The organism is Psychrobacter sp. W2-37-MNA-CIBAN-0211 (genome assembly GCF_040309405.1).
Classification (GTDB): domain Bacteria; phylum Pseudomonadota; class Gammaproteobacteria; order Pseudomonadales; family Moraxellaceae; genus Psychrobacter; species Psychrobacter glaciei.
Window position 1 is genome coordinate 1 of record NZ_JBEOOU010000002.1, and the last position, 21,512, is coordinate 21,512.

Genomic DNA, 21,512 nt, shown 5'->3' on the forward strand with positions numbered 1-21,512 from the left:
TCACCTTTAACCTTGATTCAGTTAGGTTACAAGTTGGTCGACCAATAGATAATATCTTGACGTCAATAATAACAACATCAGACTCATATCTAACCCCCTTTGCTGACGACAATAGCGCGATGGCCCCACCTGATCCCTTCCCGAACTCAGAAGTGAAACATCGTAGCGCCAATGGTAGTGTGGATTCGTCCATGTGAGAGTAGGTCATCGTCAGCTCTCTATTCAAAAGCTAAACCCCCCTTTGCGAAAGCAGAGGGGGGTTTTGTTTCGTGTGCGGTTTGGTTATTTACAAACATTCGTTGTTTGAAATATTTTGCTTGCGGTCGGTAATCGCTCAAAATTTAGTACTCTGAGAGTACTATTAGATTTGTTAATTGAGTTTCGTTAATCTATGCTTATTTTTGAATGGATTATTACCTTATATGCTCAAAATGATTTGACTTATATCATTATAGCTGCTAATTTTATATAGTATATTTATTGCAGATTTATTAGAAAGACGTTTTAACTTTGTAAATGATTAATTATTTCATCGACTTAGAGTGCTAAACGTAAGCTCTACTCCTCATCTCATAATTATCAAAAGGAATTGATAATGAAGCTAGCTCCTCTTTTTTCAATTGGTGCCTTGGCAGCGATCAGTCTTTTAGGCTGTTCTAACCAATCCGCTGATACTACTGATGGCTCATCAGCAACTTCTCAAGAAACCACCGTTTTACGCTTTTCTCACTTTTGGCCAGCAACATCATCTATTAGTACGGAGGTTTTTGAACCTTGGGCTAAACAAATAGAGACAGATTCTAATGGTCGCTTGAAAGTAGAATTGTATCCCTCAGCAGGTCTTGCTAAAGCAGATGTTACCTATGAATCTGCTGCAAAAGGTACGATCGATATAGGCTCACAGGCTCATGGCTATACTAACGGCCGCTTCCCTTTAACTCAGATTACTGAGCTCCCCGGACTATCAAATTCAGCCACTCAAATGGGCTGTATGCTCCAGACCCTTTATGATGATGGCACACTTGCTAGTGAATATGAAGATTCTCATCTCCTGTTTATGTACGGTGCTGGTCCTGGCGCACTTCATACCACTGACAAGCTAATTCGAACGCCTGAAGATATGAAAGGTATGCGTATCCGTCGTCCTTCAGCCGTGGCTGGTGATATCATCGAAAGCGCTGGCGCTTCACCGGTAGGTCTACCTGCTAATGATATGTATACCTCTTTACAGCGCGGAGTTGTGGATGGCTTGAGTTTCCCTTGGGAAGCAGTGACTGCTTTCAAAATCGATGAGATTACGAAATATCATACCAATATTCCTTTTTATAGTTCAGCGCTTATGGTGACGATGAACAAAGATAAGTACGATAATTTGCCTGATGATCTAAAACAAGTCTTGGATAAAAACTCAGGGATGGCATTGGCTAATAAGGTCGGTGAAGTGTTTGATAAGCATGATCAGATGGCAATTCAAGCTGCCAAAGATAAGGGTGACGAAATTATCGAAATTCCTGATCCACTAAATGATCCAGATTGGAAAGGTCCGCTGGAAAGAGGAACGCAAAAATATCTAAAAGACGTTAATGCTTTAGGTTTGGATGCTGATAGTGTCTATGAAAAGGCCAAAGCTGCCAGTGCTGCCTGTAAGGTATAACCTATTGGAGGTGTCACATGGCATTTTTAGTCAAAATCAGTACCTTTATTTCTAGATTATGCCAATTTTTTGGTGGTGTCAGTCTTATTATTATTGTTCTAACCACCATGTTGGATGTGACGGCTCGTTATATATTCAAGCTCACTGGTGGTGAGTTTGGATTTACGGTCAAGGGTAGCGTGGAAATTGTGTCTTATTTCATGCTATTTTCCTTGCTTGCCGCCTTTGCCGCTTTCGTCGAACGCTCACAAATCATCGTTGATGTCTTTACTCAAAAGATGCCTCAAGCCGTTAAAGGCTACATGATGGGCATCTTTATGATGGGCTTTTTTGTCATTGGTATTGTGTTCTCATGGGGTCTCTATGAGAGCGCCATTGATGCCATAGAATACGGTAAAGTTACCCAAGATCTTCGACTATCAATGATGCCCATCTATGCATTTAGTGCATTCTTAAGTCTTTTACTCGCTATTCGCTCGCTAATCGAATCCATTAATATCTTTAAAACGGGCGAGTTCTTTGACGCCGAGGAGACAGGCGCATGAGTCCAGAAATTATTGGAGCCATTGGCTTAGTCATCATGATCCTGCTTGTTGTCCTGCGAGTGCCAGTGGCACTTGCCATGTTGGGTGTGGGATTGGTTGGTTTTGGGGCAGTGACTGCGCCAAGCGGTGCTTTACAGATGCTCAAAGACATTCCGGTAGATGTCTTGGCAAAATATGACTTTAGTGCTATTCCGTTGTTTATTTTAATGGGAGTCTTTGCCACACATTCAGGTATGGCAGGAAAGTTGTTTGAAGCTACCCGAACCATTTTTGGTGGAGTACGAGGGAGTCTTGGTATCGCGGGTATCGGATCATCTGGTATTTTTGCTTCTATTTCAGGCTCATCATTAGCTACTGCCTCTACTATGACGAAAGTTGCGTTGCCACAGATGGAGAAGTATGGTTATCAACCTGGTTTTGCTTGTGGTATTTTAGCAGCAGGTGGCACATTAGGTATTATGATTCCGCCTAGTATTGCTCTACTGGTTTATGCCATCCTAACTCAGCAGTCCGTTGGTGACATGTTTATTGCAGGCTTTTTGCCTGGTATGTTAGGGATGGTGATGTACTCAATCACTGTCATGATTATGGTACGCTGGAAACCGCATTTAGCGCGTCGTGGCGAGTCGACTACTTGGAAAGAGAAGCTCATATCGTTAACCGGTTTGATACCGTTTAGCTTCATTTTTATCGTGATTATTGCGGGTATTTTCTTTGGGCTATTCACTCCCACAGAAGGCGCAGCAGTCGGTGCATTTGTCTCTTGGGCTTACGCTTTTGTTAAAGGCATGCGTATGAAAGGCCTTAAGCAATCGCTGATTGAGACGCTCGCATTATCAGCAGTGGTCTTCTTTATGCTACTGGGTGCAGAAGCTTTGGGCTATTTTATCTCAGTGTCACGCTTGTCTTATACATTAGCGACATGGATTGGTACGTTAGCAGTGAGTCCAATGGTCGTACTGATCTGTATCTTGATCATGTACTTCCTCCTAGGGTTGTTCATGGATGCTTTAGCGATGCTGGTTATTACCATTCCAGTGGTGTATCCAATCATTGTTGCTTTAGGCTTCGATCCAGTATGGTTTGGTATTATTGCCGTATTGACGGTAGAGCTTGGATTGATAACGCCGCCGATGGGAATGAATATTTTCGTGATTAAGGCAATGGCTCCGCATATCAAACTGTCCGATATGTTCCGCGGGGTAGCCCCATTCATTGTTTCTGATGTGATTCGATTGGTTATTCTGGTCGCGTTTCCAGCGATATCTTTAGTGCTATTAAGTTAATTCCTACATAAAATAACACTGAAGCATTGTTGCATACTATGTATAACGCTAGAATAAATGAGAGACATCGCTTTGAAATATTATCTCTACGATAAGCTTGTCTTAAAACACTCATTTTAGAATCACATGGATGCGAGAAATATTATGACAATTGCCAAGAATATCGAGATCAGTAGTACCTCTGAAACCAGTTTTGAAGATGCTATTCAACAAGGTATTGAACGGATTTCTAAGACCGTTAATAATGTTGAAGGCGCTTGGATAAAAGAGCAAAAAGTAGGGGTTACTGATGGAAAAATCACTAAATATCATGTCATTATGATTGTAAGTTTTGTCATTAATGATGGTGCTGATATTAGCTAAGTGTTCCTTGAAACCTAAAAAAGACTGCGATTGCAGTCTTTTTTTTGTCGTAAAAAATATATATTGAGGATTGTTGTGATTAGCAGGAGTAGCCACACAGCTTGCCTATATATGTAGTAAAATAAAACGCTATCATTTTGAATATTTAGAATAGAAGTAAACATTTATGGCTGTCGATTTTAGTAACACGCTCATAGTCGCGATTTCTGCAACCGCGCTGTTTGATTTAGCAGAATCAGAAAATTATCTATTACAGCTATTAGAACACCGGCCTGAAAGTGCTATAAAAGAGTTTCGTGACTATATGGCAGCGCGTGAAAACGAGCCGTTAAATATTGGCGCGGGCTATCCGCTTATCAAAGCACTGCTAAATTTGAATCATTATTGTGAAGACGATACTGTACAGCTCCCTGATATTGAAGCGCCTTTGGTCGAAGTAGTGATTGTCTCGAAAAGCAGTCCAGATACGGGTATTCAAGTACTCAATGCCATTCGTGAACATGGACTCAATATTTCTCGATCAGCATTCATATCGGGTAGTCCTGTTTCGCCTTATATCAGAGATTTTAATATTGATCTGTTTTTGACTACCAATCGTGAGGATGCGCAGCAAGTTGCTGATACCAATATCTGCGCTTGTGCGATATTGGATGCGACCCCTGTTAATACTTATAAATTGGATACCAATCAGCTGCGTATCGCTTTTGATGGTGATGCCGTGCTGTTTGATGATTCAGGTGAGCTGCTCTATAAGCAAAAAGGATTACGTGCCTTTCATGATCGTGAAGCACAAATGCGTGACTTGCCAATTGAGAAAGGGCCTTATGCTGAATTATTAATTAAGCTATCGAACTTGCAAGAGCGTCTACCAGCAGGCCTTCAATATTCTCCCATAAAGATTGCGTTGGTGACGGCTCGCAATGCACCCGCTGACCTGCGTGCGATTAAGACATTGCGAGAGTGGGGCGTCAATGTTGATATGGCGTTTTTCTTAGGAGGTCTGGAAAAAACGGCTGTACTTAGAACGTTTGCGCCACATATCTTTTTTGATGACTCTATTAAACATATCGATGCCGCGCGCAGTTTTGTTCCTACCGCCTTAGTGCCTTATCATTCAACGTCGTTACTGCATGCCAATAGTTATTTAACAGCGGACAAAGATGCTTCATTATTATCATTCAAGCCGATACAGCAACCACTGTTTTCAGTGAACCATTAGGGTCTGTTGAATAAAATAAAATCAATAGGATAAAAGATTATATGAAGTGGCGGCAATTACTCACGTTGATATTGGTACGAATCAAGCAAGTTATCGGCTTATATGCTTTTGTCTTAGTGCCGATGTGGGGTATGTTTTTTCTCAATAAGTTTGCGCTGTTTGGACTGTGGAATATCTTTGGCATCGTGCCGCGTGCTCTTGATATCGGTAGCATGATTGGGGTGTTTGCTTCATGGACGATGCATGGCAATTTTTCACATTTGCTTGGCAATAGTGTAACTTTATTACAAATTTTATTTTTATTTGGGCTTTTTGAGAACAATGCTTATCGTACGATTGTTAAGCTCATTATCGCTTCCGGTTTGGTCACTTGGGTCATTGGCTCGCCGCTATCAATTCATATCGGGGCATCAGGGTTATGCTTCGCGATGCTTGGTTATATGATAGGGGGAGCCGTGTTCGCTCGGCGTTGGGGTTATTTAATCGCTTGTATCGTTATGGGGGCAGGGTATTGGCTCACTATCAAAGAAGGCTTAATGCCGCAAGAAGGTATATCATTCGCGGCGCATTTTGGTGGTTTATGTGCGGGGCTGCTGCTAGGTGCCAATTCTAAGCACACTTATACGACAACGTCTCATCATTGAAAAGCAAAGTAAATAAGGCAGTATTTTCAGATTTTTTATTCGTCTAAAATATTGCCTTATCATCACATGTCTCTTTGAAGACTTCCCTGTTGATGGATGCACTGTTCTAAATCTCTCTTAATTCGTTAGCTTTGTTTATCAGTGCAAATACTGATAAATAGCGGATCATCTGTTGCTAGGTCTCGCCATGCAGTCGTTTGCTTTACATGTTCATCAATTGATAGCGTATTGCCTTTCTCAGGTATTACGTAGTCTGCACGTGCAGGAATACTACAATCGATAACTTGAGGGACTGTCTCTACGGCTCTTCGTCTTTCAAATAAATATAAATTGAATAAATTTATATCTGGGTTATCTATTTGTACACTAGCATTTCCAATATCGGCAGCGATAAACCGTAATATTTGCGGCTTAGCATAAGACCATGGGCGGAACCACTCAGTGCTTTTAGCTGTTTTGACGACTTCTACACCTTTTGGTAGCTTCTCCACTTGTTGACCATACCAGCTGTACTCCTGATTTATCTGAAATGCAAACATACCAATAGCAGCAAATAAGGGAATCAGCCATTTAGGGGCGCGTTTGCCTGCCAGTTTGCTGAGGTGAGTTATGATAAGTGCTAGTCCAGCCATGCCAAATGCGGCAGCGATGGTAGCGATAAACTCAAAAAGCATAAAATATTCCTTAATGCGTGAGATATGTTTAATTGAACTTATTGGATATAAGGAAGAATTTAAAATATCGTTATTATAGCGCCAAGATAAAAAAATCACTCACAAGCAGTGACTGCCTGTGAGTGATATATTAACAGAAGATATATCCTCAGTTGCAAGCTTAGTGGTCGACGGCACCACCAGCGCCACGTGGAGAACGTACGCTCTCAACCAACTCTTGGATATGTGCTGGTGGTGGGGCAGTAGCATAAGATACGGCGAATGCTACGATGAAGTTAAGCAGCGCACCAACTGCACCAAATGATAATGGTGAGATACCAAATAACCAGTACTCTTCAGTATCAGGGAAGTTAGCAGTACCACTGATGAAGAACCAACCTTTGAACATAAAGATATAGACAAGAACAACTATTAAACCAGTCAACATACCTGCAATAGCGCCAAGATTGTTGATGCGTTTAGAGAAAATACCCATCATCAACACAGGGAACAATGAGGATGCCGCAATACCAAAGGCTAAGGCAACAACCTGCGCAGCAAACCCTGGTGGGTTAATACCCAGATAAGTCGCTACTACGATTGCCACACCCATCGTAATACGAGCATATTTAAGCTCTTGTTTATCAGTGATATTTGGGTTTAAGTTACGTTTAATTAAGTCATGACTAATCGCTGATGAGATCGCAAGGAGTAGTCCAGCTGCTGTTGATAGTGCTGCTGCCAAACCACCTGCAGCGATAAGACCAATAACCCATGATGGCAGATTAGCAATTTCTGGGTTAGCAAGTACTAAGATATCAGCGTTTACATCAAGCTCGTTACCTGCCCATCCGGCATCAGCAAAACGACCATCAAGCTCTGCATCATGAGCAATGCGAGCTTTTTCTACCGCTGCAGTTGCGGTAGCAACATCGCCACCGTCAGCTTCAGCCGTATTAAGGGCTATTTGCGCGGCACCAAGTCCACTGTCGCTATATAACTGGATACGACCATCATTATTTAGATCGTTGTACTTAATAAGACCAGTCTCTTCCCATGTTTTCATCCAGTCAGGACGCTCATTATTGAGAATAGGTTGATTTTCGACACCTTGTGGATAGATAGTATCTACTAAGTTTAAGCGCGCCATAGCACCAACGGCAGGAGCGGTGAAGTACAGTAGCGAGATGAATACCAGTGTCCAGCCTGCGGTCCAACGCGCATCTGCCACTTTAGGTACAGTGAAAAATCGAATGATAACGTGTGGTAAACCTGCAGTACCGATCATAAGCGTCAAGGTAAATAGCACCATGTTTAGCTTGTTAGGCACATCAGCAGTATACGATGCAAAACCTAAGTCAGTAACCACTTGATTCAGCTTGGTCAAAATAGGAACACCTGATTCAACATGATTTGAGAACAAACCAAGGCCTGGAATAGGGTTACCCGTTAATTCAAGTGAGATGAAAACCGCAGGAATGGTATAAGCAATCATTAGAACGACATACTGTGCAACCTGCGTGTAAGTAATCCCTTTCATACCGCCCAATACCGCGTAAAAGAATACAACGACTGCTGCGATAATCAGACCAGTGGTACTTTCAACTTCTAAGAAGCGCGAGAATGCAACACCAGCACCGGTCATCTGACCGATAACGTAAGTGGTCGATGCGGTAATCAAACACACCACAGCAATCATAGCTGCCGTCTTGGAATAAAAGCGATCACCAATGAAATCAGGAACGGTGAACTTACCAAATTTACGTAAGTAAGGGGCTAAGAGCATCGCGAGTAGAACATAACCGCCTGTCCAACCCATTAAATAGGTGGAAGCGCCATAACCACCAGCAGCAATAAGACCTGCCATTGAGATAAATGACGCCGCACTCATCCAGTCAGCAGCGGTTGCCATACCGTTGACGACTGGATGGACACCGCCGCCTGCAACATAAAATTCACTGGTCGAACCAGCACGGGCCCAAATCGCGATACCGAAATACAGAGCGAAGGATAGACCCACAAATATAAGATTAACTACAAATTGACTCATGGGGCTATTCCTCGTCTACGCCATATTGTTTATCTAACTTATTCATACGCCATGCGTAAAAGAAAATCAGAATAATAAACACTCCGATGGATCCTTGTTGGGCAAACCAAAAGCCCAAGTCAGTACCACCGATCTTGATACCAGCTAAGAGGGGACGTAATAAGATAGCAAAGCCGTACGAGCATAGTGCCCAAATAACTAGGCTACCTACGATGAGACGGATATTGGCACGCCAATAACCGGATGGATCGTTATGATTTTCCATAGGACAACTCCTTTTGTCTTACCTAAAAAATACCAACAATATAAAAAAGACAGTGGTTATTTCTTATCAAAAAAATCAATATAAAAAATAGACACGTACTGCTTTATATAATGAAAACGATGACGCGCAATAGTATGTTTATTTATTGGTGGTTTTTTACTTAAAATAAAAGCAACTACTCTTGTAGGCATCACATTGATTGAAACCATTGATCTAAACCATCGAATGGTAAAAACAGCATTTCTTGAGGAAGGCAGAAAGGGTGGACTATCCAGTGTCTTTTTTGCAATCTCGTCTTCCTGACAAGAGTTTTAATGTTTTGAGCACTCTAACTCTTTGTGCTGACTGGTAATTATAAAAGCAGCACAAATAGGTATGAAATTCATCTTAGCACGATTCAATAAATATCATTGCAAACAACTGAGCATAAATTATGGGGAATATACTGATAATTAGTTTGGTTACTATTATAAAAGCGACATTACTGAAATTGAACGCAAAATGTTCAGTATATGCAGCTAAATTATTATTTATTTATATTCTATATAATATGAGATACAAGCATTATTTATTTTAGAAATAAATATATGAAACTGATAACCAAACGTGATACTCGCAAGTCATTTAATATCTATATCATGCACAGGATGTTTTAGTATCAGACATTTTGTCCATAACCTTGTGAGGTTTTGAATCGTTAAAATATGATATTAATATAAAATTTAAGTAACGTATATAAAGAGTGAGTAGGGAGCCCATATGAACGAAGGGATAGTAAGTTGGTTTAATAACATCGTAAATTATGGTGTCAGTATTATCTGGGGTAACAATGACTGGTTAATTGCGAGCAATCCTTGGTATGGATTACTGATGTTCGTGCTGATTGGCGCAGGTCTTTATTTTACCGTGGCCACACGTTTTATACAGTTTCGCCACTTTGGTCATATGTGGCAGCTGTTACGTGTCTCAAACCAAGGGCGCAAAGATGGCGGTATCAGCTCGTTTGAAGCCTTGATGACCTCACTCGCGGCGCGCGTTGGTACGGGTAACTTGGCAGGGGTCGCAATTGCTATTTATCTCGGTGGTCCGGGTGCTGTTTTTTGGATGTGGATGACAGCGATAGTCGGCATGTCGACCAGCTTTATTGAGTCTACTTTAGCGCAAGCATACAAGGTGCCGCATAACGATAACGTTTACCGCGGTGGACCAGCTTACTATATTGAAAAAGGTCTGGGGAAACGCTGGCTAGCAATATTTTTCTCGTTATGTTTGCTGGTGGCTTTTGGTTTGGCGTTCAATGGCGTGCAGTCAAATACCATTGCTCAAGCAACCAATGAAGCCTTTGGTATTCCAACATGGATGACAGGCTTAATATTAGTAGTACTGGTGGCGCCAGTGGTGTTTGGTGGTTTACGCTCAGTGGCTCGTATCGCGGGTAAAATTGTGCCGGTGATGGCGATTTTATATATCTTATTGGCGCTATTCATTATCGTTACTAACTTTAGCCAATTCCCCGCAGCGATTGCGTTAATTGTAAAATCCGCCTTTGGTTTTGAGCAGGCAGCAGGCGGGGTCATCGGCTACGGTATTGCTCAGGCGATGATTAACGGTATCAAGCGTGGTTTGTTTTCTAACGAAGCAGGTATGGGGTCAGCCCCGAATGCGGCGGCAACAGCAAAAAGTCATCCTGACCATCCAGCAGTGCAAGGATTTATGCAAATGCTCGGTGTCTTTATGGACACGCTGATTATTTGTACTGCCACCGCATCGATTATTATCTTATCGGGTGTGGTTGACCCGAACGTTGAGCAAGAAGGTATTCAGCTTACGCAGTTGGCCTTGTCCCAGTATGTTGGTGATTTGGGTGTGGTCTTCGTCGCAATTGCTATTTTCTTTTTCTCATTTACGTCCATTATTGCCAATTACAGCTACGGTGAATCAAATCTTGAGTTTATCTCTGGTGCCAAAAACGCCAAAGTGATGATTATGATTTTCCGTTTTATGGTGTTGGGTATGGTCTTTGTCGGTGCGATTGCTAGTTTGCCTGCCATCTGGAACTTCGCTGATTTGTCGATGGGTCTGATGGCCTTGGTCAACTTAGTGGCGATTTTGCTTTTGTCTCCAGTAGCACTTAGAATTTTGCGTGACTACGAGCGCCAAGTGAAAGAAGGCAAAACAGGAGATCAGATTAAGTTCAATCCTGATGACTTTGTGAAGTTAAAAGACGAAGCCAATCGTGATGCCTGGACGGATTAAGTTGACAGATTAGTTGTGACTGTTAAATAAAGTGTATGAGTACAAAAAAAACCGCCCTTATTATTAAGAGCGGTTTTTTATTGATTTCTATTTATCTCAATCATGACTTACATGTTTGGATAGTTAGGACCGCCGCCACCTTCGGGCGTTACCCAAGTAATGTTCTGCGAGGGATCTTTGATGTCACAGGTTTTACAATGCACGCAGTTTTGCGCATTGATAACAAACTTAGCACCTTCCGCATCTTTGACCACTTCATAGACACCCGCTGGGCAGTACAAACGTGCTGGCTCAGCATATAGGGGTAAGTTGATTGAAATAGGCACCGTTTGATCGGTGAGTTTCAAGTGCGTTGGTTGATCTTCGGCATGGTTGGTGTTAGAGATAAATACCGACGACAACTTGTCAAATATCAGCTTGCCATCAGGCTTAAGGTAGGTGGGCTGATAAGCGTGGTTGGCACGCTCTAACTGATCGTAATCTGGCAGGTTATCGTGCAAGGTAAATGGCATTTTACCTTTCAATAAGTTGTGCTCGATAAAGGTAAACGCTCCGCCCATAAACAGACCCATACGATGTATCGCAGGTGAGAAGTTGCGCGACTCGTAGTTATCTTTATACAACCATGACTCTTTATACATGGTGGTATAAGCAATCACTTCATCGTGCTGACGATCTGCTTGTAATGCTTCAAAAATAGCTTCGGCTGCTAGCATGCCTGACTTCATCGACGTGTGCGTACCTTTGATTTTTGCTGGGTTCAAGAATCCAGCATCATCACCGACCAATACACCACCTGGGAAGGTGAGTTTTGGTAGTGAGTTTAAGCCACCTTTAGTCAAAGCACGAGCACCGTAAGAAATGCGCTTACCACCTTCTAATACATTCTTAATGACAGGATGCGTCTTTAGGCGCTGCATTTCATCAAATGGTGACATGTATGGATTGTGATAGGACAGATCTGCGACGAGACCAAAACTGACTTGGTTGTTTTCGTCGAAGTATAACCACCACCCACCAGTAGAGCCTGTTTCGGTCAATGGCCAGCCAAGTCCGTGCATGACCACGCCTTGCTCGTGTTTCTCTGGGACAACTTCCCACAATTCTTTTAGACCAATACCGTAATGCTGAGGATCTGAGTCTTTATCAAGATCAAAACGGCTGATCAAGCGCTTGCCTAGATGACCACGGCTGCCTTCGGCAAAAATAGTGTATTTGGCAAGCAGCTCATAACCTGGCTCAAAGCTTGGCTTGGCTTCGCCATTGGCGGCGACACCCATATCACCAGTTAGGATACCGCGTACCGAACCATCGTCGTTATACAAAATATCATCAGCTGGGAAGCCTGGGAACATCATGACTTCTAGCTCTTCAGCTTGTACTGCTAACCAACGAACCACATTACCTAGCGAGACAATATAATTACCGTCATTGTGCATCGGTGCTGGAATCAACGGATCAGGCACTTTAGTAGAGCGTGTGGCTGAATTTAAGTAGTAGAAGCGATCTTCGGTGGCTGGTACGTTAAGCGGTGCGCCTTTTTCTTTCCAGTCTGGAATTAACTCGTTCAACGCACGTGGTTCGATAACCGCGCCAGATAAGGTATGCGCACCAAATTCAGAGCCTTTTTCGACCACACAAACCATAAATTCATCGTTGCCAGCTTTAATAGCGAGCTGACGCAGACGAATCGCAGCAGATAGACCAGCAGGTCCACCGCCAACGATAATAACGTCAAATTCCATGGATTCGCGCTCAATCTCAGGCTCTGCCGCGACAGGTTCTACTACTGGCTCAGGCGTTTTTTCGATCGCTACTTTCTCAGCAGGCTCTTTATCCGCGGCTACCGTTTCGACTGCTTCTTCTGTCGCAGTTTCATTGGTCTCTGCTTTATCGAGGTCGGCGGTTTCGACAGCAACTTCTTCAGCTGGCGCTTCTTTGGTCAGCGTCGTTGACTCTGGTGTTGTGGTGTCTGGCTTGGCCGTATCTGTCGCGACTGGTGCATCAGTGTGAACGCTATCACCGTCGACGACTGGCTTTTGATTGTCTTGCTCTTGCATACCTACTCCTAAACTTTTAGTGGCTTATCTCAGGGCATCATTAGCTTAACAATTGCATAATAAGGCTTGCGGCGCTAATTTCACTCAGACATATGGCTGCTCGACAGAAACTGTCTTTGCGGCATCAATTGACAACGTTGCTATTAAACTAAACCTAGTAGTTAAACTCAGTTAATGAAAAACTATTAACACATCAGCTAAAATGTGTCGTTAATACAACGCTCACTTGACTGTTTCAATAAAAAATCGTTACTCATTATAAAAGAAAAGTCCTATAAACACGATACGCATTTACGAGTATCAGTGTTAAGGTGAAATTCATGTAGCAAAGGTATAATGTTGATATGGTCTCATCATACCCGAAACTAAAATTTATAGTAATAACAGATTTGCCAAACTTTAATTACTAGGTAAAGGATGAACTGATGAGTAATGACAATAGTAAGATAGATAATAATATACAAAGCAGCGCTAATAGCCCACAGCACGTGGCATCCAACCAAAATCCGATGAAAGCACTTAACCAGTATTTAAAGTCTGCCGCAGGCACACGCGAGGGAAGAGCGATACCACCACTGGAAAAATGGCACCCTGAACAAGTGGATGATATGGATTTGGTGATTAAAGCCAACGGTGAGTGGTGGCATGAAGGCGGACAAATGACCAGAGAGTCATTGGTGAGCTTATTTGCCACTATCTTATGGAAAGAAGAAAATAATGGCGTAGCAGAGTATTTTTTAAAGACACCCGTACAAAAACTTCGCATTCAGGTAGAAGATGCACCATTATTGATTAATGATGTCGGTATCGTCGATGAAGCTAATAATAGCTGGCTAGAATTTACCACAACGACTGGTGATGTGGTACGTTTAGATGACGAGCATCCAATTACTTTACGGGCTTATAGCCTTGATGGTACTACTGACGACCAATCTGACGTGCAAGTAAGACCTTATATGCCAGTCAGAAACGGTTTGACTGCATTAATTGGTCGTAATGTTTTTTATCATTTGACTGAAATCGGCGAACTGACAGAGCAAAAAGGTGAGACGATACTAACCTTGCAAAGTGGTGGTCGATCTTACGAGCTTTCTATGCCAACTGGCTAATTATTACTAAGTCTTATTTATTATTGCGATAAGCTGCCTTTCTATTTATATTAAGAGTAATATTCTATATTAAGAGTAAAGTTTTATATTAAGAGTAAAGCTCTATATTAAGAGTAACATTTGAAAATTGCTATCAAAATGAAGGTATCGACATGAAGACAGCGGTAGCGTACCGATGAATATTGCTGCAACCAATCTGTTAAACGTAGTTGAGAGGCCATCGATTGCCGTTGAAAAGCGAGATTCTAAAAAACCTGTTATTGATACCGCTAAAAATGCCACTTCGGTTAGCCAAGCTATGACTAATAAAGAGCGCAATGCCCCGATTGGCTTATTTGATTCTGGTATAGGCGGTCTGTCTGTCTATCTGCATTTAGCCCAACAGCTGCCTGCCGAGCGTTATATTTATTATGCAGATACTTTGCATGTGCCGTATGGCAATCGTGATAGTGAAGATATCGAAGCCTTGACCCTGACAGCAGTAGAGTGGCTGTATCAGCAGGGCTGCAAGCTCATTGTGATTGCCTGCAACAGTGCTTCGGCCTATGCTTTAGAGACAGCTAGACGATGTTATCCGCAGTTGCCTATTGTCGGTTTGGTACCAGCGCTCAAGCCAGCAGTGTTGGCCAGTAAGAGCAAACACGTTGCTGTATTGGCTACCAAAGCAACTTTGAATGGCATGTTACTGAATGAAGTTATTACTGCTATTGCCAGTCCTAATCGCACACTAGTGACCAAATATTTCGATCCACAGTTGGTACCTTGGGTAGAGGCAGGTATGCCAGAGAATTGTGAGACTGCGAAGCGGTTACGGCAGCAGCTACAGATATTTGCACAAGATGGAGTGGATCAGTTGGTACTAGGCTGTACCCATTATCCATTTTTTAAAGCATTTTTGTTGGATGAGATTGCGCAGCAGCAACTATCGATACAAGTGGTGGATTCAGGACAAGCGATCGCTGAGCGGGTCAAGCAACTCTTGGTTGCAAACCAATTGTCTGCTTTGCTTAATAGTAGTGCGAAAAATGATGGTATAGAAGGTAGGGAGACGGGTAAAAAAAATCGACCTCCGTTGACTTTTTATGCGACCAAATATGATGATAAGTTGGTTATGCTAATACAGCGCTTACTGGGTAAAGAGACGTGCTTACAGTACTATACTAAGGGCGTGTCCTAAATACTCAGGGCGTGTCCTAAATACTCAGGGCGTGTCCTAAATACTCAGGGCGTGTCCTAAATACTCAGGGCGTGTCCTAAATTCAATTGATCATATCTGAACGGAAGCAACTAGATGAGTCAAAATAGCTAAATCTTGCCAAACGGCGTTAAATAGCTGGTCAATATATTGATATTATCTATGCTGTTTTTCTTATCTTTATCACTATTTTCAAAATGAAGATACGGACTAGTAAGCGTTGACATTGATAGGCGAAGACAAAACTGTTTATAACCATCTCGCTATATCTGTATTAGACAGCATAGACCTGATTATAAAATAAGCTGAGCGTACCTCCATAGGATTATGCTGGGCTGTGCAAGACATGATATTTGTGCTATTTTTACGTTCATATTTATTCCTGTCATCACCCAAGCGCAGAGGTTATTTTGCCAAACCGTCGTTATCACATTCATGTCATATGCGCTGACAACGATCAGTTGCTAGTGCTAGACAGTTTGGCGGTTTTTTTTCAGGCGCGCGCATTTCTGACCTACGATGTCTCCAGCAAATTGCCAAAAGCCTCGTTGTATGGCCGCCAATGTATCGATGCGTGCGATTATGCGCTAATGGTCGTTGGGGATAGCTACGGCACAGTACAAAATACTGGTGTCAGTCAAATGCATTTAAGCTATTTGAATGCCAAAGCCAAACTCAAGCCCTTACTAATATTAGTCAAAAAGCATCACCAGGGTGCAGATATCAGTCGGCAGTTGCAAGAGTTTATCAACACAGTCACCCAGCAAGCCAAGCATGTTCATTACTATGATGCGGATACAGATATCGAGCAACTGCTTATCCAGGCCTACCATAATATGGTGATTCACTATAGTGTAAAAGACGTGTGGTTAAAGGTCAGCGAAGAATCGATAAGATTAATCAAACAAGCTTCACCTGATTCGATAATCTCTCGGCCTCCTATGAATACGCCGCTGAAACAAAATAGCGGTGTTGTCGACGGAGGTGTTGCGGATAGTGTTAGCAAGCCGATTGTCTTAACAGATACTTTTTCTATTCAGTATAGCGCGCAAGCCTATGCCGGTGGCAACTTGACAGATGTCACTAGATCGATGACATTAAGTTGGCAGGAGGTATTGTGCACGCTGATGAAGATACCTGCGACTTTCTCAAGTTACGGTTTACAAAGTGCCATGAATCGTCTCATCGCCTCCAAGGCTGAGCATGACATCAAACAAGAGATGCCCAATGTCCACGCCGTAGCACGCTGTCAAATCTCCCAAAAGGACCTGAACCATTTGCAACGCCAGCTGGTCGCGGCTAACTGGATACAGTTAACGACTTATGGTACGCGGGTCTCGCAAGAATTGTGGAAACTAACTTTCTATGCTCAAAACCTATTAAAAAATAAACAACCGGCCATTCGGACTCAGTAATGGTCATCAGAAGCTTTAATCAATGGCATGGTAAGGATTGTCAACGGATTTCCTGTGTTTCCTACTACGTTTTGTAATACAAAGCATACGCGGTAACGGTTGTGAATTTAGCCAAGACTCTTGATAATAAAGCTCATTAACGTAAAAAATATTTTATGATATTGGTTATTGGAACAATAGTTATTGAGATAATAACTGAGATAAAAACGATTCAAATGATGTACTAGCCTATATAAACTTATCTACCGTAAAAACGACAAACATAAAAGCGTATAATAATATTGACTGATTAAGGAGCACTATCATGAGTAATGATAAACATGACGAGTTAAGAAAAGAGATTGATGGTCTAGAGAAAACCATGCACGATGCTGAACAGTATCACACGCTAGAAGAGCAAGTGGCTGATATGAAGCGCCGTGGCATCGACCCTAGCAAAGCCTATAAAGATTGGGACAAAAAACAGGAAGACGAAGATTGGGGCGACGACACCTGGAAAGAAAATGGTAAATGGGAGCCGAAGACGCCTGCGGATTTAGATGATAAAGCCCGTGAAAACTGGGATGGTGATAATGGCAAACCCAATCCACCACCGATCGTATAAATGATCTCAATATAGTCAATCCACTATAAAAGCGTTACAGCGTTAACCTCGCTTGAGGTATTAAATATACATCTACACTCGGTTGCCTTGTACCACTTTTAAATTGAACCGACTATAGGTAATCGATATTTATAGATAATTGATTTTACAAATAAAAAGGCCACGCTAATAATATTAGCGTGGCCTTTTTTTGATCAATAACAGTAAGATTTATAAAAGAGCTGGCGCGTGTCCTCATTTTAAAAATGATAATAAAGATGAGGACATGCCGTCGTGCTATGAGCCTTCATCAACACGAACGAGCTTCACGCTACCATCAGCACTAGTCACGCGGCGATAACGCGTATTGCCAGAACTTGATGGTCGAGCCGACGACTGAGGTGAGTAAGTGTTGGGACTGCTCGTTTGTTGTTGAATCAACTGTCCCATGCGATCAGCAGAGGCAGGCTGTAAAGGCTGACTGTTCGCTGGTTGACCATATTGATTGCCATATTGTGTGCTTCTTGGAGCCGCGTTTCCGGCGTTTCCAATGATTGCGCGGTAGAATTTCTGTCCTGCGCGTCCATCAGCAGGGAAAATGCCCTTACTGGTTTGGTACTGCTGAATTGCGGTGCGAGTATTGTCTCCAATAATGCCATCGACTTCACCAATATCATAACCAGCATTTAACAGCGCTTGCTGAATGTCTTTGGCTTGCTGGCGACTGATACCCGGATCATCGGTAGGCCAAGCAGTGACAAAGTCAGTTTTGCTGCTGTCTTCTTTGGTGATTAGGTCTGATAAATGCGCGATGGCTAAGGCGTAGTTCTCTGACGCATTGTACGAATAAAACGTATCAAAGTTTTTACCCACTAAGAAAGCAGGGCCTTCAGCGCCTGCAGGTAGTAGTAATCCTGCACTATTCAAGTCGTAAGGCAGTGGACTGCCATTAGCGAGCGTTAGCCCTTGATCGCGCCAGTGGCTGATAGACTTTTTATTTTTTCGGTCAGACGCTGCCCAATAACCACTGGGCAATTTGACCTCGTAACCCCACGGCTCGCCAGTACGATAACCACGATTGTCTAAGAAGTTAGCGGTAGAGGCTAGCGCGTCAGGGACACTATTAACCAAGTCGCGACGACCATCACCATCAAAATCAACGGCCAATTCTAAAAAGGTGCTCGGCATAAACTGCGTCTGTCCAAAAGCACCTGCCCATGAGCCGGTCATATCACTTGGCGCGATATCACCATTTTGGACGATTTTTAGTGCATTGGCATATTCACCTTGGAAGTAGCTCTGACGACGGTCAAAACAAGAGAGCGTCGCTAAGGATTCAAACAACGGCTTTTTGCCCAATGTCTGACCGAAGTTTGACTCAACACCCCAGACGCCTAGTACGTGCTCGGCTTTGACCCCATAGCGTGATTCGATTTTACGCAAAGTATCTGCCCATTGGCGCTTGGCACGAATACCGTCCTCTACGCGCTCGCTATCGACCAGCGATGAGAGATAATCCCAAACGTCTTTTTGAAATTCAGGTTGATAGTTCAACGATTGAATGACACTAGGATCAGGCTGGCTTGGGCGATAGTTGTTAAAAGTGTAACTATCAACTCCCCTAAACTTGCTAGAGTTTTTTAATCCATCTAGACATTGTTGTAGCTCGGCATTAGATAAGTTTGGGGCTGGCGGTTTGGCCGCTTGGGCAGTGCTAGCAAAACTCAAACCAACAGCAAGGCTAAGTAGCGATAAAGTAGAAACTGGAGTCAAACGCATGAAAATGTCCTATAAATGTCAAAGTGGTCATTAAAAAAGGATGCAGAACTGGTTAAGGCAGTATGGACTTAGAGTAACCAATCTAAATAGTAAAGAAAAGGTATCGAAGCACTCAGTTACTATAAATGGACGCTGGCGTGAGGTTAGGAGAGGGTTTTAGGTACGTTGAAGCTTTTTTCCCAAAACAATAGCATTCCTTACTTGTCTTTTAAGTTGTTATACTGATAGGTAAGAATTACCACAGAAATTGATAAAATACCTAAATATTTACTACCTATAAAAATAAGGTAAACAATGAAAGTCAAACGCTTACACCTACAAAACTATGGTCGCTTTGAAGACTTAAAAATAGACTTTGCGCCAACTTCTGAAAAGGCGGGTAATGTCACTGTTATCGTGGGTAATAACGGTGCAGGAAAATCGCAAATTTTGCAGGCATTGGCGACGAGCCTTAGTTGGTTTGTAGGTTCTTTGAAAACGGGTGAAACCATCGGGTCTAAAATAGATTTGCACTCAATCAAAAACGAAAAAAACGAAGCTTCAATAAAAGTGATAATGGATTGTGCAAAAGATAACGAACCTGATAACTCTAAATCTCAGTTATCTTGCGTCCAATGGCAATTGTCTGAAGTAAGAGATGGTAGGGTCCGACAACTAGGTAATAATTTTTCTCAACTAAGTGCTTTAGTGAAGAGATATAGAAATAAATTAACTCATGTAGAAAAATTATCACTGCCTTTATTTGTCTTTTATCCAGTCGAAAGAACTATATTACAATATGTTGAAGCTGATATTGTGTCTCATGGTCATGACCAACTTAAAGGATATTATGAATCTTTAGGTGGTGCTAGTATAGATTTCTCTAATTTTCTTAGCTGGTTTAGGAATGCTGAAGATATTGAAAATGAAGTTAATGTTAGTAGAAATCTAAATACAATTCAGCACCTAAACGCTTCTAGTGAAGAAAGAAGAAGTCAGCTTGAGAGTGAAATTTCTCAAATTAAAAAATCTATCGAGCTAGAAATAGATATAAATGAAAGAGTTAAATTATCAGAGAGTGTAGTTCGAAAGTATGAAGAAATCATTGATGCAATCAATTTGGAGTCTCAAAATATAACTCTAGCGCTTAATTTACATACCCAGAACTTATCTTTTATATCTGCTAAAGATGCAATAAAATATTTCACTGACTTTAAAAATATTCGCATACGCCGTCAAGGTACACCTACTATGATCGTAGAAAAAGATGGTGAAGAGTTGGATGTCAATCAGCTGTCACAAGGTGAAAAATCCCTATTTGCTTTAGTAGGTGATATTGCGCGTCGCTTAGCTTTGCTTAATCCAAGTCTGGACAATCCATTAGAGGGTGAAGGCGTGGTGATGATAGACGAAGTAGATTTGCATCTACACCCAAAGTGGCAGCATGACTTAATTGACAAACTGGTCGCTACTTTTCCAAACGTTCAATTTATTCTAACCACCCATTCGCCACATGTTATCAGTGATCGTAATGATATTTTATTGTACTCATTAGATGATGGTGAATTAACAGAAATGCCTAACATTTACGGTGAAGATGCGAATACGGTGCTTACCAAAATATTTGGTGTGGATATTCGTGACAGTAAAGTTGAAGAGCAGTTTACGGTTATTCGCCGTGCTATCAGTAAGCATGATTATGTGACAGCAGAAACTCGTATAACAGAGCTAGCTGAAAAGCTGCCATCTGACCATTTAGAGCTATTGAAATGTCGCTTGTTATTAGCCCAAGCTAGACTGGTAAATAGCAATACAGATGAGTTTAATCATGCAAAAGATTGATAAATTGGGTTCAATGCCAGTTGATGCGAAAAAAGGTTTTGAAAAGTATAAAACCAAAAGCTGGGGCGAAATTCCAGAAGCTATTAAAGCGCCTTTGCGCCAGCAGCTATATGATGAACAGCATGGGGTTTGCTGTTACTGCTGTAAAAGTTTAGGCAATGAAAAAACCACTATCGAACATTTAAAAAGCCGCAACGACTATCCACATAAATGTTTTGACTATGACAATTTATTATTAAGTTGTAGGATTGCTAAGCAGTGTGACAATGCTAAAGGCAGTCAAGAATTGCCTTTAACACCGCTTATGAATGAGTGTGAAAATGAAATTATTTTAAATTTAGCTGGTGAACTAGAGTCTGATAGTGAAAGAGGTAATGAAGCCATCAAAATATTAAATTTAAACAGCCGTCAAGCCTGTCAGCACCGAAAAAATTTGTTCACTATGATGAGTGATGTTTTTGGTTATGATCTGCCTTACAGGCCACCTATTAAAATAGCAAATGAAAATGCTCTTGAGATGCTTTTAAAGTTTTTACCCGATGTAGGTCAAAGAAGTGAGCTAGAATATATTGTCAAAAAGCTTACTAAATGAGTTATAAGAGGTTTCAAACCCAA

The 21,512-nt window shown here is 41.9% G+C and carries 18 protein-coding genes and 1 rRNA gene; 14 read left to right on the top strand and 5 right to left on the bottom strand.

Annotated elements, in window-relative coordinates:
- Positions 1-101 precede the first annotated feature (101 nt).
- From rrf to AAEY72_RS02880, 7 genes are all read left to right on the top strand, one after another.
- Positions 102-216: ribosomal RNA gene (rrf, locus tag AAEY72_RS02850) — 5S ribosomal RNA — on the top strand.
- A gap of 379 nt (positions 217-595) precedes the next feature.
- On the top strand, positions 596-1,654 hold the full coding sequence (locus tag AAEY72_RS02855) for a TRAP transporter substrate-binding protein (protein WP_189586626.1): 1,059 nt from the start codon (positions 596-598) through the stop codon (positions 1,652-1,654).
- Positions 1,655-1,671: 17 nt separating this feature from the next.
- Positions 1,672-2,199 carry a TRAP transporter small permease gene (locus tag AAEY72_RS02860; protein ID WP_010197787.1) on the top strand — a complete coding sequence of 176 codons (528 nt, stop codon included), beginning with the start codon at positions 1,672-1,674 and terminating at the stop codon, positions 2,197-2,199.
- Entirely contained in the window at positions 2,196-3,485 is a 1,290-nt protein-coding gene (locus tag AAEY72_RS02865; protein ID WP_194621109.1) for a TRAP transporter large permease, read from the top strand. Before AAEY72_RS02860 ends, AAEY72_RS02865 begins: the two co-directional genes overlap by 4 nt.
- 144 nt (positions 3,486-3,629) lie before the next feature.
- Complete coding sequence (locus AAEY72_RS02870; protein ID WP_194621108.1) at positions 3,630-3,848, top strand: dodecin family protein; 219 nt, start codon at positions 3,630-3,632, stop codon at positions 3,846-3,848.
- Between the two features lie 166 nt (positions 3,849-4,014).
- Positions 4,015-5,067 (top strand): 5'-nucleotidase, encoded by a 1,053-nt coding sequence (locus tag AAEY72_RS02875; protein ID WP_194621107.1) that lies wholly within the window; start codon positions 4,015-4,017, stop codon positions 5,065-5,067.
- Positions 5,068-5,108: 41 nt separating this feature from the next.
- Entirely contained in the window at positions 5,109-5,711 is a 603-nt protein-coding gene (locus tag AAEY72_RS02880; RefSeq protein ID WP_194621106.1) for a rhomboid family intramembrane serine protease, read from the top strand.
- 125 nt (positions 5,712-5,836) lie between these two features.
- Here AAEY72_RS02880 and AAEY72_RS02885 read toward each other — a convergent pair whose 3' ends face one another.
- The 3 genes from AAEY72_RS02885 to AAEY72_RS02895 form a co-directional block, all read right to left on the bottom strand.
- Positions 5,837-6,385 carry a hypothetical protein gene (locus AAEY72_RS02885; protein WP_352309384.1) on the bottom strand — a complete coding sequence of 183 codons (549 nt, stop codon included), beginning with the start codon at positions 6,383-6,385 and terminating at the stop codon, positions 5,837-5,839.
- A gap of 160 nt (positions 6,386-6,545) precedes the next feature.
- On the bottom strand, positions 6,546-8,414 hold the full coding sequence (locus tag AAEY72_RS02890) for a sodium:solute symporter family protein (RefSeq protein WP_189586642.1): 1,869 nt from the start codon (positions 8,412-8,414) through the stop codon (positions 6,546-6,548).
- A 4-nt stretch (positions 8,415-8,418) separates the two neighbouring features.
- Positions 8,419-8,679, bottom strand: coding sequence for a DUF4212 domain-containing protein (locus AAEY72_RS02895; RefSeq protein ID WP_010197775.1), 261 nt, complete (start codon positions 8,677-8,679; stop codon positions 8,419-8,421).
- Positions 8,680-9,438: 759 nt separating this feature from the next.
- Here AAEY72_RS02895 and AAEY72_RS02900 point away from each other — a divergent pair.
- On the top strand, positions 9,439-10,935 hold the full coding sequence (locus AAEY72_RS02900; protein WP_194621102.1) for an alanine/glycine:cation symporter family protein: 1,497 nt from the start codon (positions 9,439-9,441) through the stop codon (positions 10,933-10,935).
- Positions 10,936-11,042: 107 nt separating this feature from the next.
- Here AAEY72_RS02900 and AAEY72_RS02905 read toward each other — a convergent pair whose 3' ends face one another.
- Entirely contained in the window at positions 11,043-12,680 is a 1,638-nt protein-coding gene (locus AAEY72_RS02905; protein ID WP_352309606.1) for an electron transfer flavoprotein-ubiquinone oxidoreductase, read from the bottom strand.
- Between the two features lie 740 nt (positions 12,681-13,420).
- Between AAEY72_RS02905 and AAEY72_RS02910 the strand changes: the two genes are divergently transcribed.
- The 4 genes from AAEY72_RS02910 to AAEY72_RS02925 all read left to right on the top strand — a co-directional run bounded on the left by AAEY72_RS02910 (position 13,421) and on the right by AAEY72_RS02925 (position 17,318).
- Positions 13,421-14,104, top strand: a complete 684-nt coding sequence (locus AAEY72_RS02910) for a DUF1285 domain-containing protein (protein WP_352309385.1) — start codon at positions 13,421-13,423, stop codon at positions 14,102-14,104.
- A gap of 175 nt (positions 14,105-14,279) precedes the next feature.
- Entirely contained in the window at positions 14,280-15,281 is a 1,002-nt protein-coding gene (gene murI, locus AAEY72_RS02915; RefSeq protein ID WP_352309386.1) for a glutamate racemase, read from the top strand.
- 428 nt (positions 15,282-15,709) lie between these two features.
- Positions 15,710-16,714, top strand: a complete 1,005-nt coding sequence (locus AAEY72_RS02920; protein ID WP_352309387.1) for a DUF4062 domain-containing protein — start codon at positions 15,710-15,712, stop codon at positions 16,712-16,714.
- A 304-nt stretch (positions 16,715-17,018) separates the two neighbouring features.
- Complete coding sequence (locus tag AAEY72_RS02925; RefSeq protein WP_010197759.1) at positions 17,019-17,318, top strand: hypothetical protein; 300 nt, start codon at positions 17,019-17,021, stop codon at positions 17,316-17,318.
- 276 nt (positions 17,319-17,594) lie between these two features.
- Here the strand turns inward: AAEY72_RS02925 and AAEY72_RS02930 are convergent, their stop codons facing one another.
- Positions 17,595-19,076, bottom strand: a complete 1,482-nt coding sequence (locus AAEY72_RS02930) for a lytic murein transglycosylase (protein ID WP_352309388.1) — start codon at positions 19,074-19,076, stop codon at positions 17,595-17,597.
- Between the two features lie 294 nt (positions 19,077-19,370).
- Here AAEY72_RS02930 and AAEY72_RS02935 point away from each other — a divergent pair, with 294 nt between their 5' ends.
- Both AAEY72_RS02935 and AAEY72_RS02940 read left to right on the top strand, forming a co-directional pair.
- Complete coding sequence (locus tag AAEY72_RS02935) at positions 19,371-20,897, top strand: AAA family ATPase (RefSeq protein WP_352309389.1); 1,527 nt, start codon at positions 19,371-19,373, stop codon at positions 20,895-20,897.
- Positions 20,884-21,489: a retron system putative HNH endonuclease gene (locus tag AAEY72_RS02940; RefSeq protein ID WP_352309390.1), complete on the top strand. Its 606-nt coding sequence runs from the start codon at positions 20,884-20,886 to the stop codon at positions 21,487-21,489. The genes AAEY72_RS02935 and AAEY72_RS02940 overlap by 14 nt, the downstream gene beginning before the upstream one ends.
- Positions 21,490-21,512 lie beyond the last annotated feature (23 nt).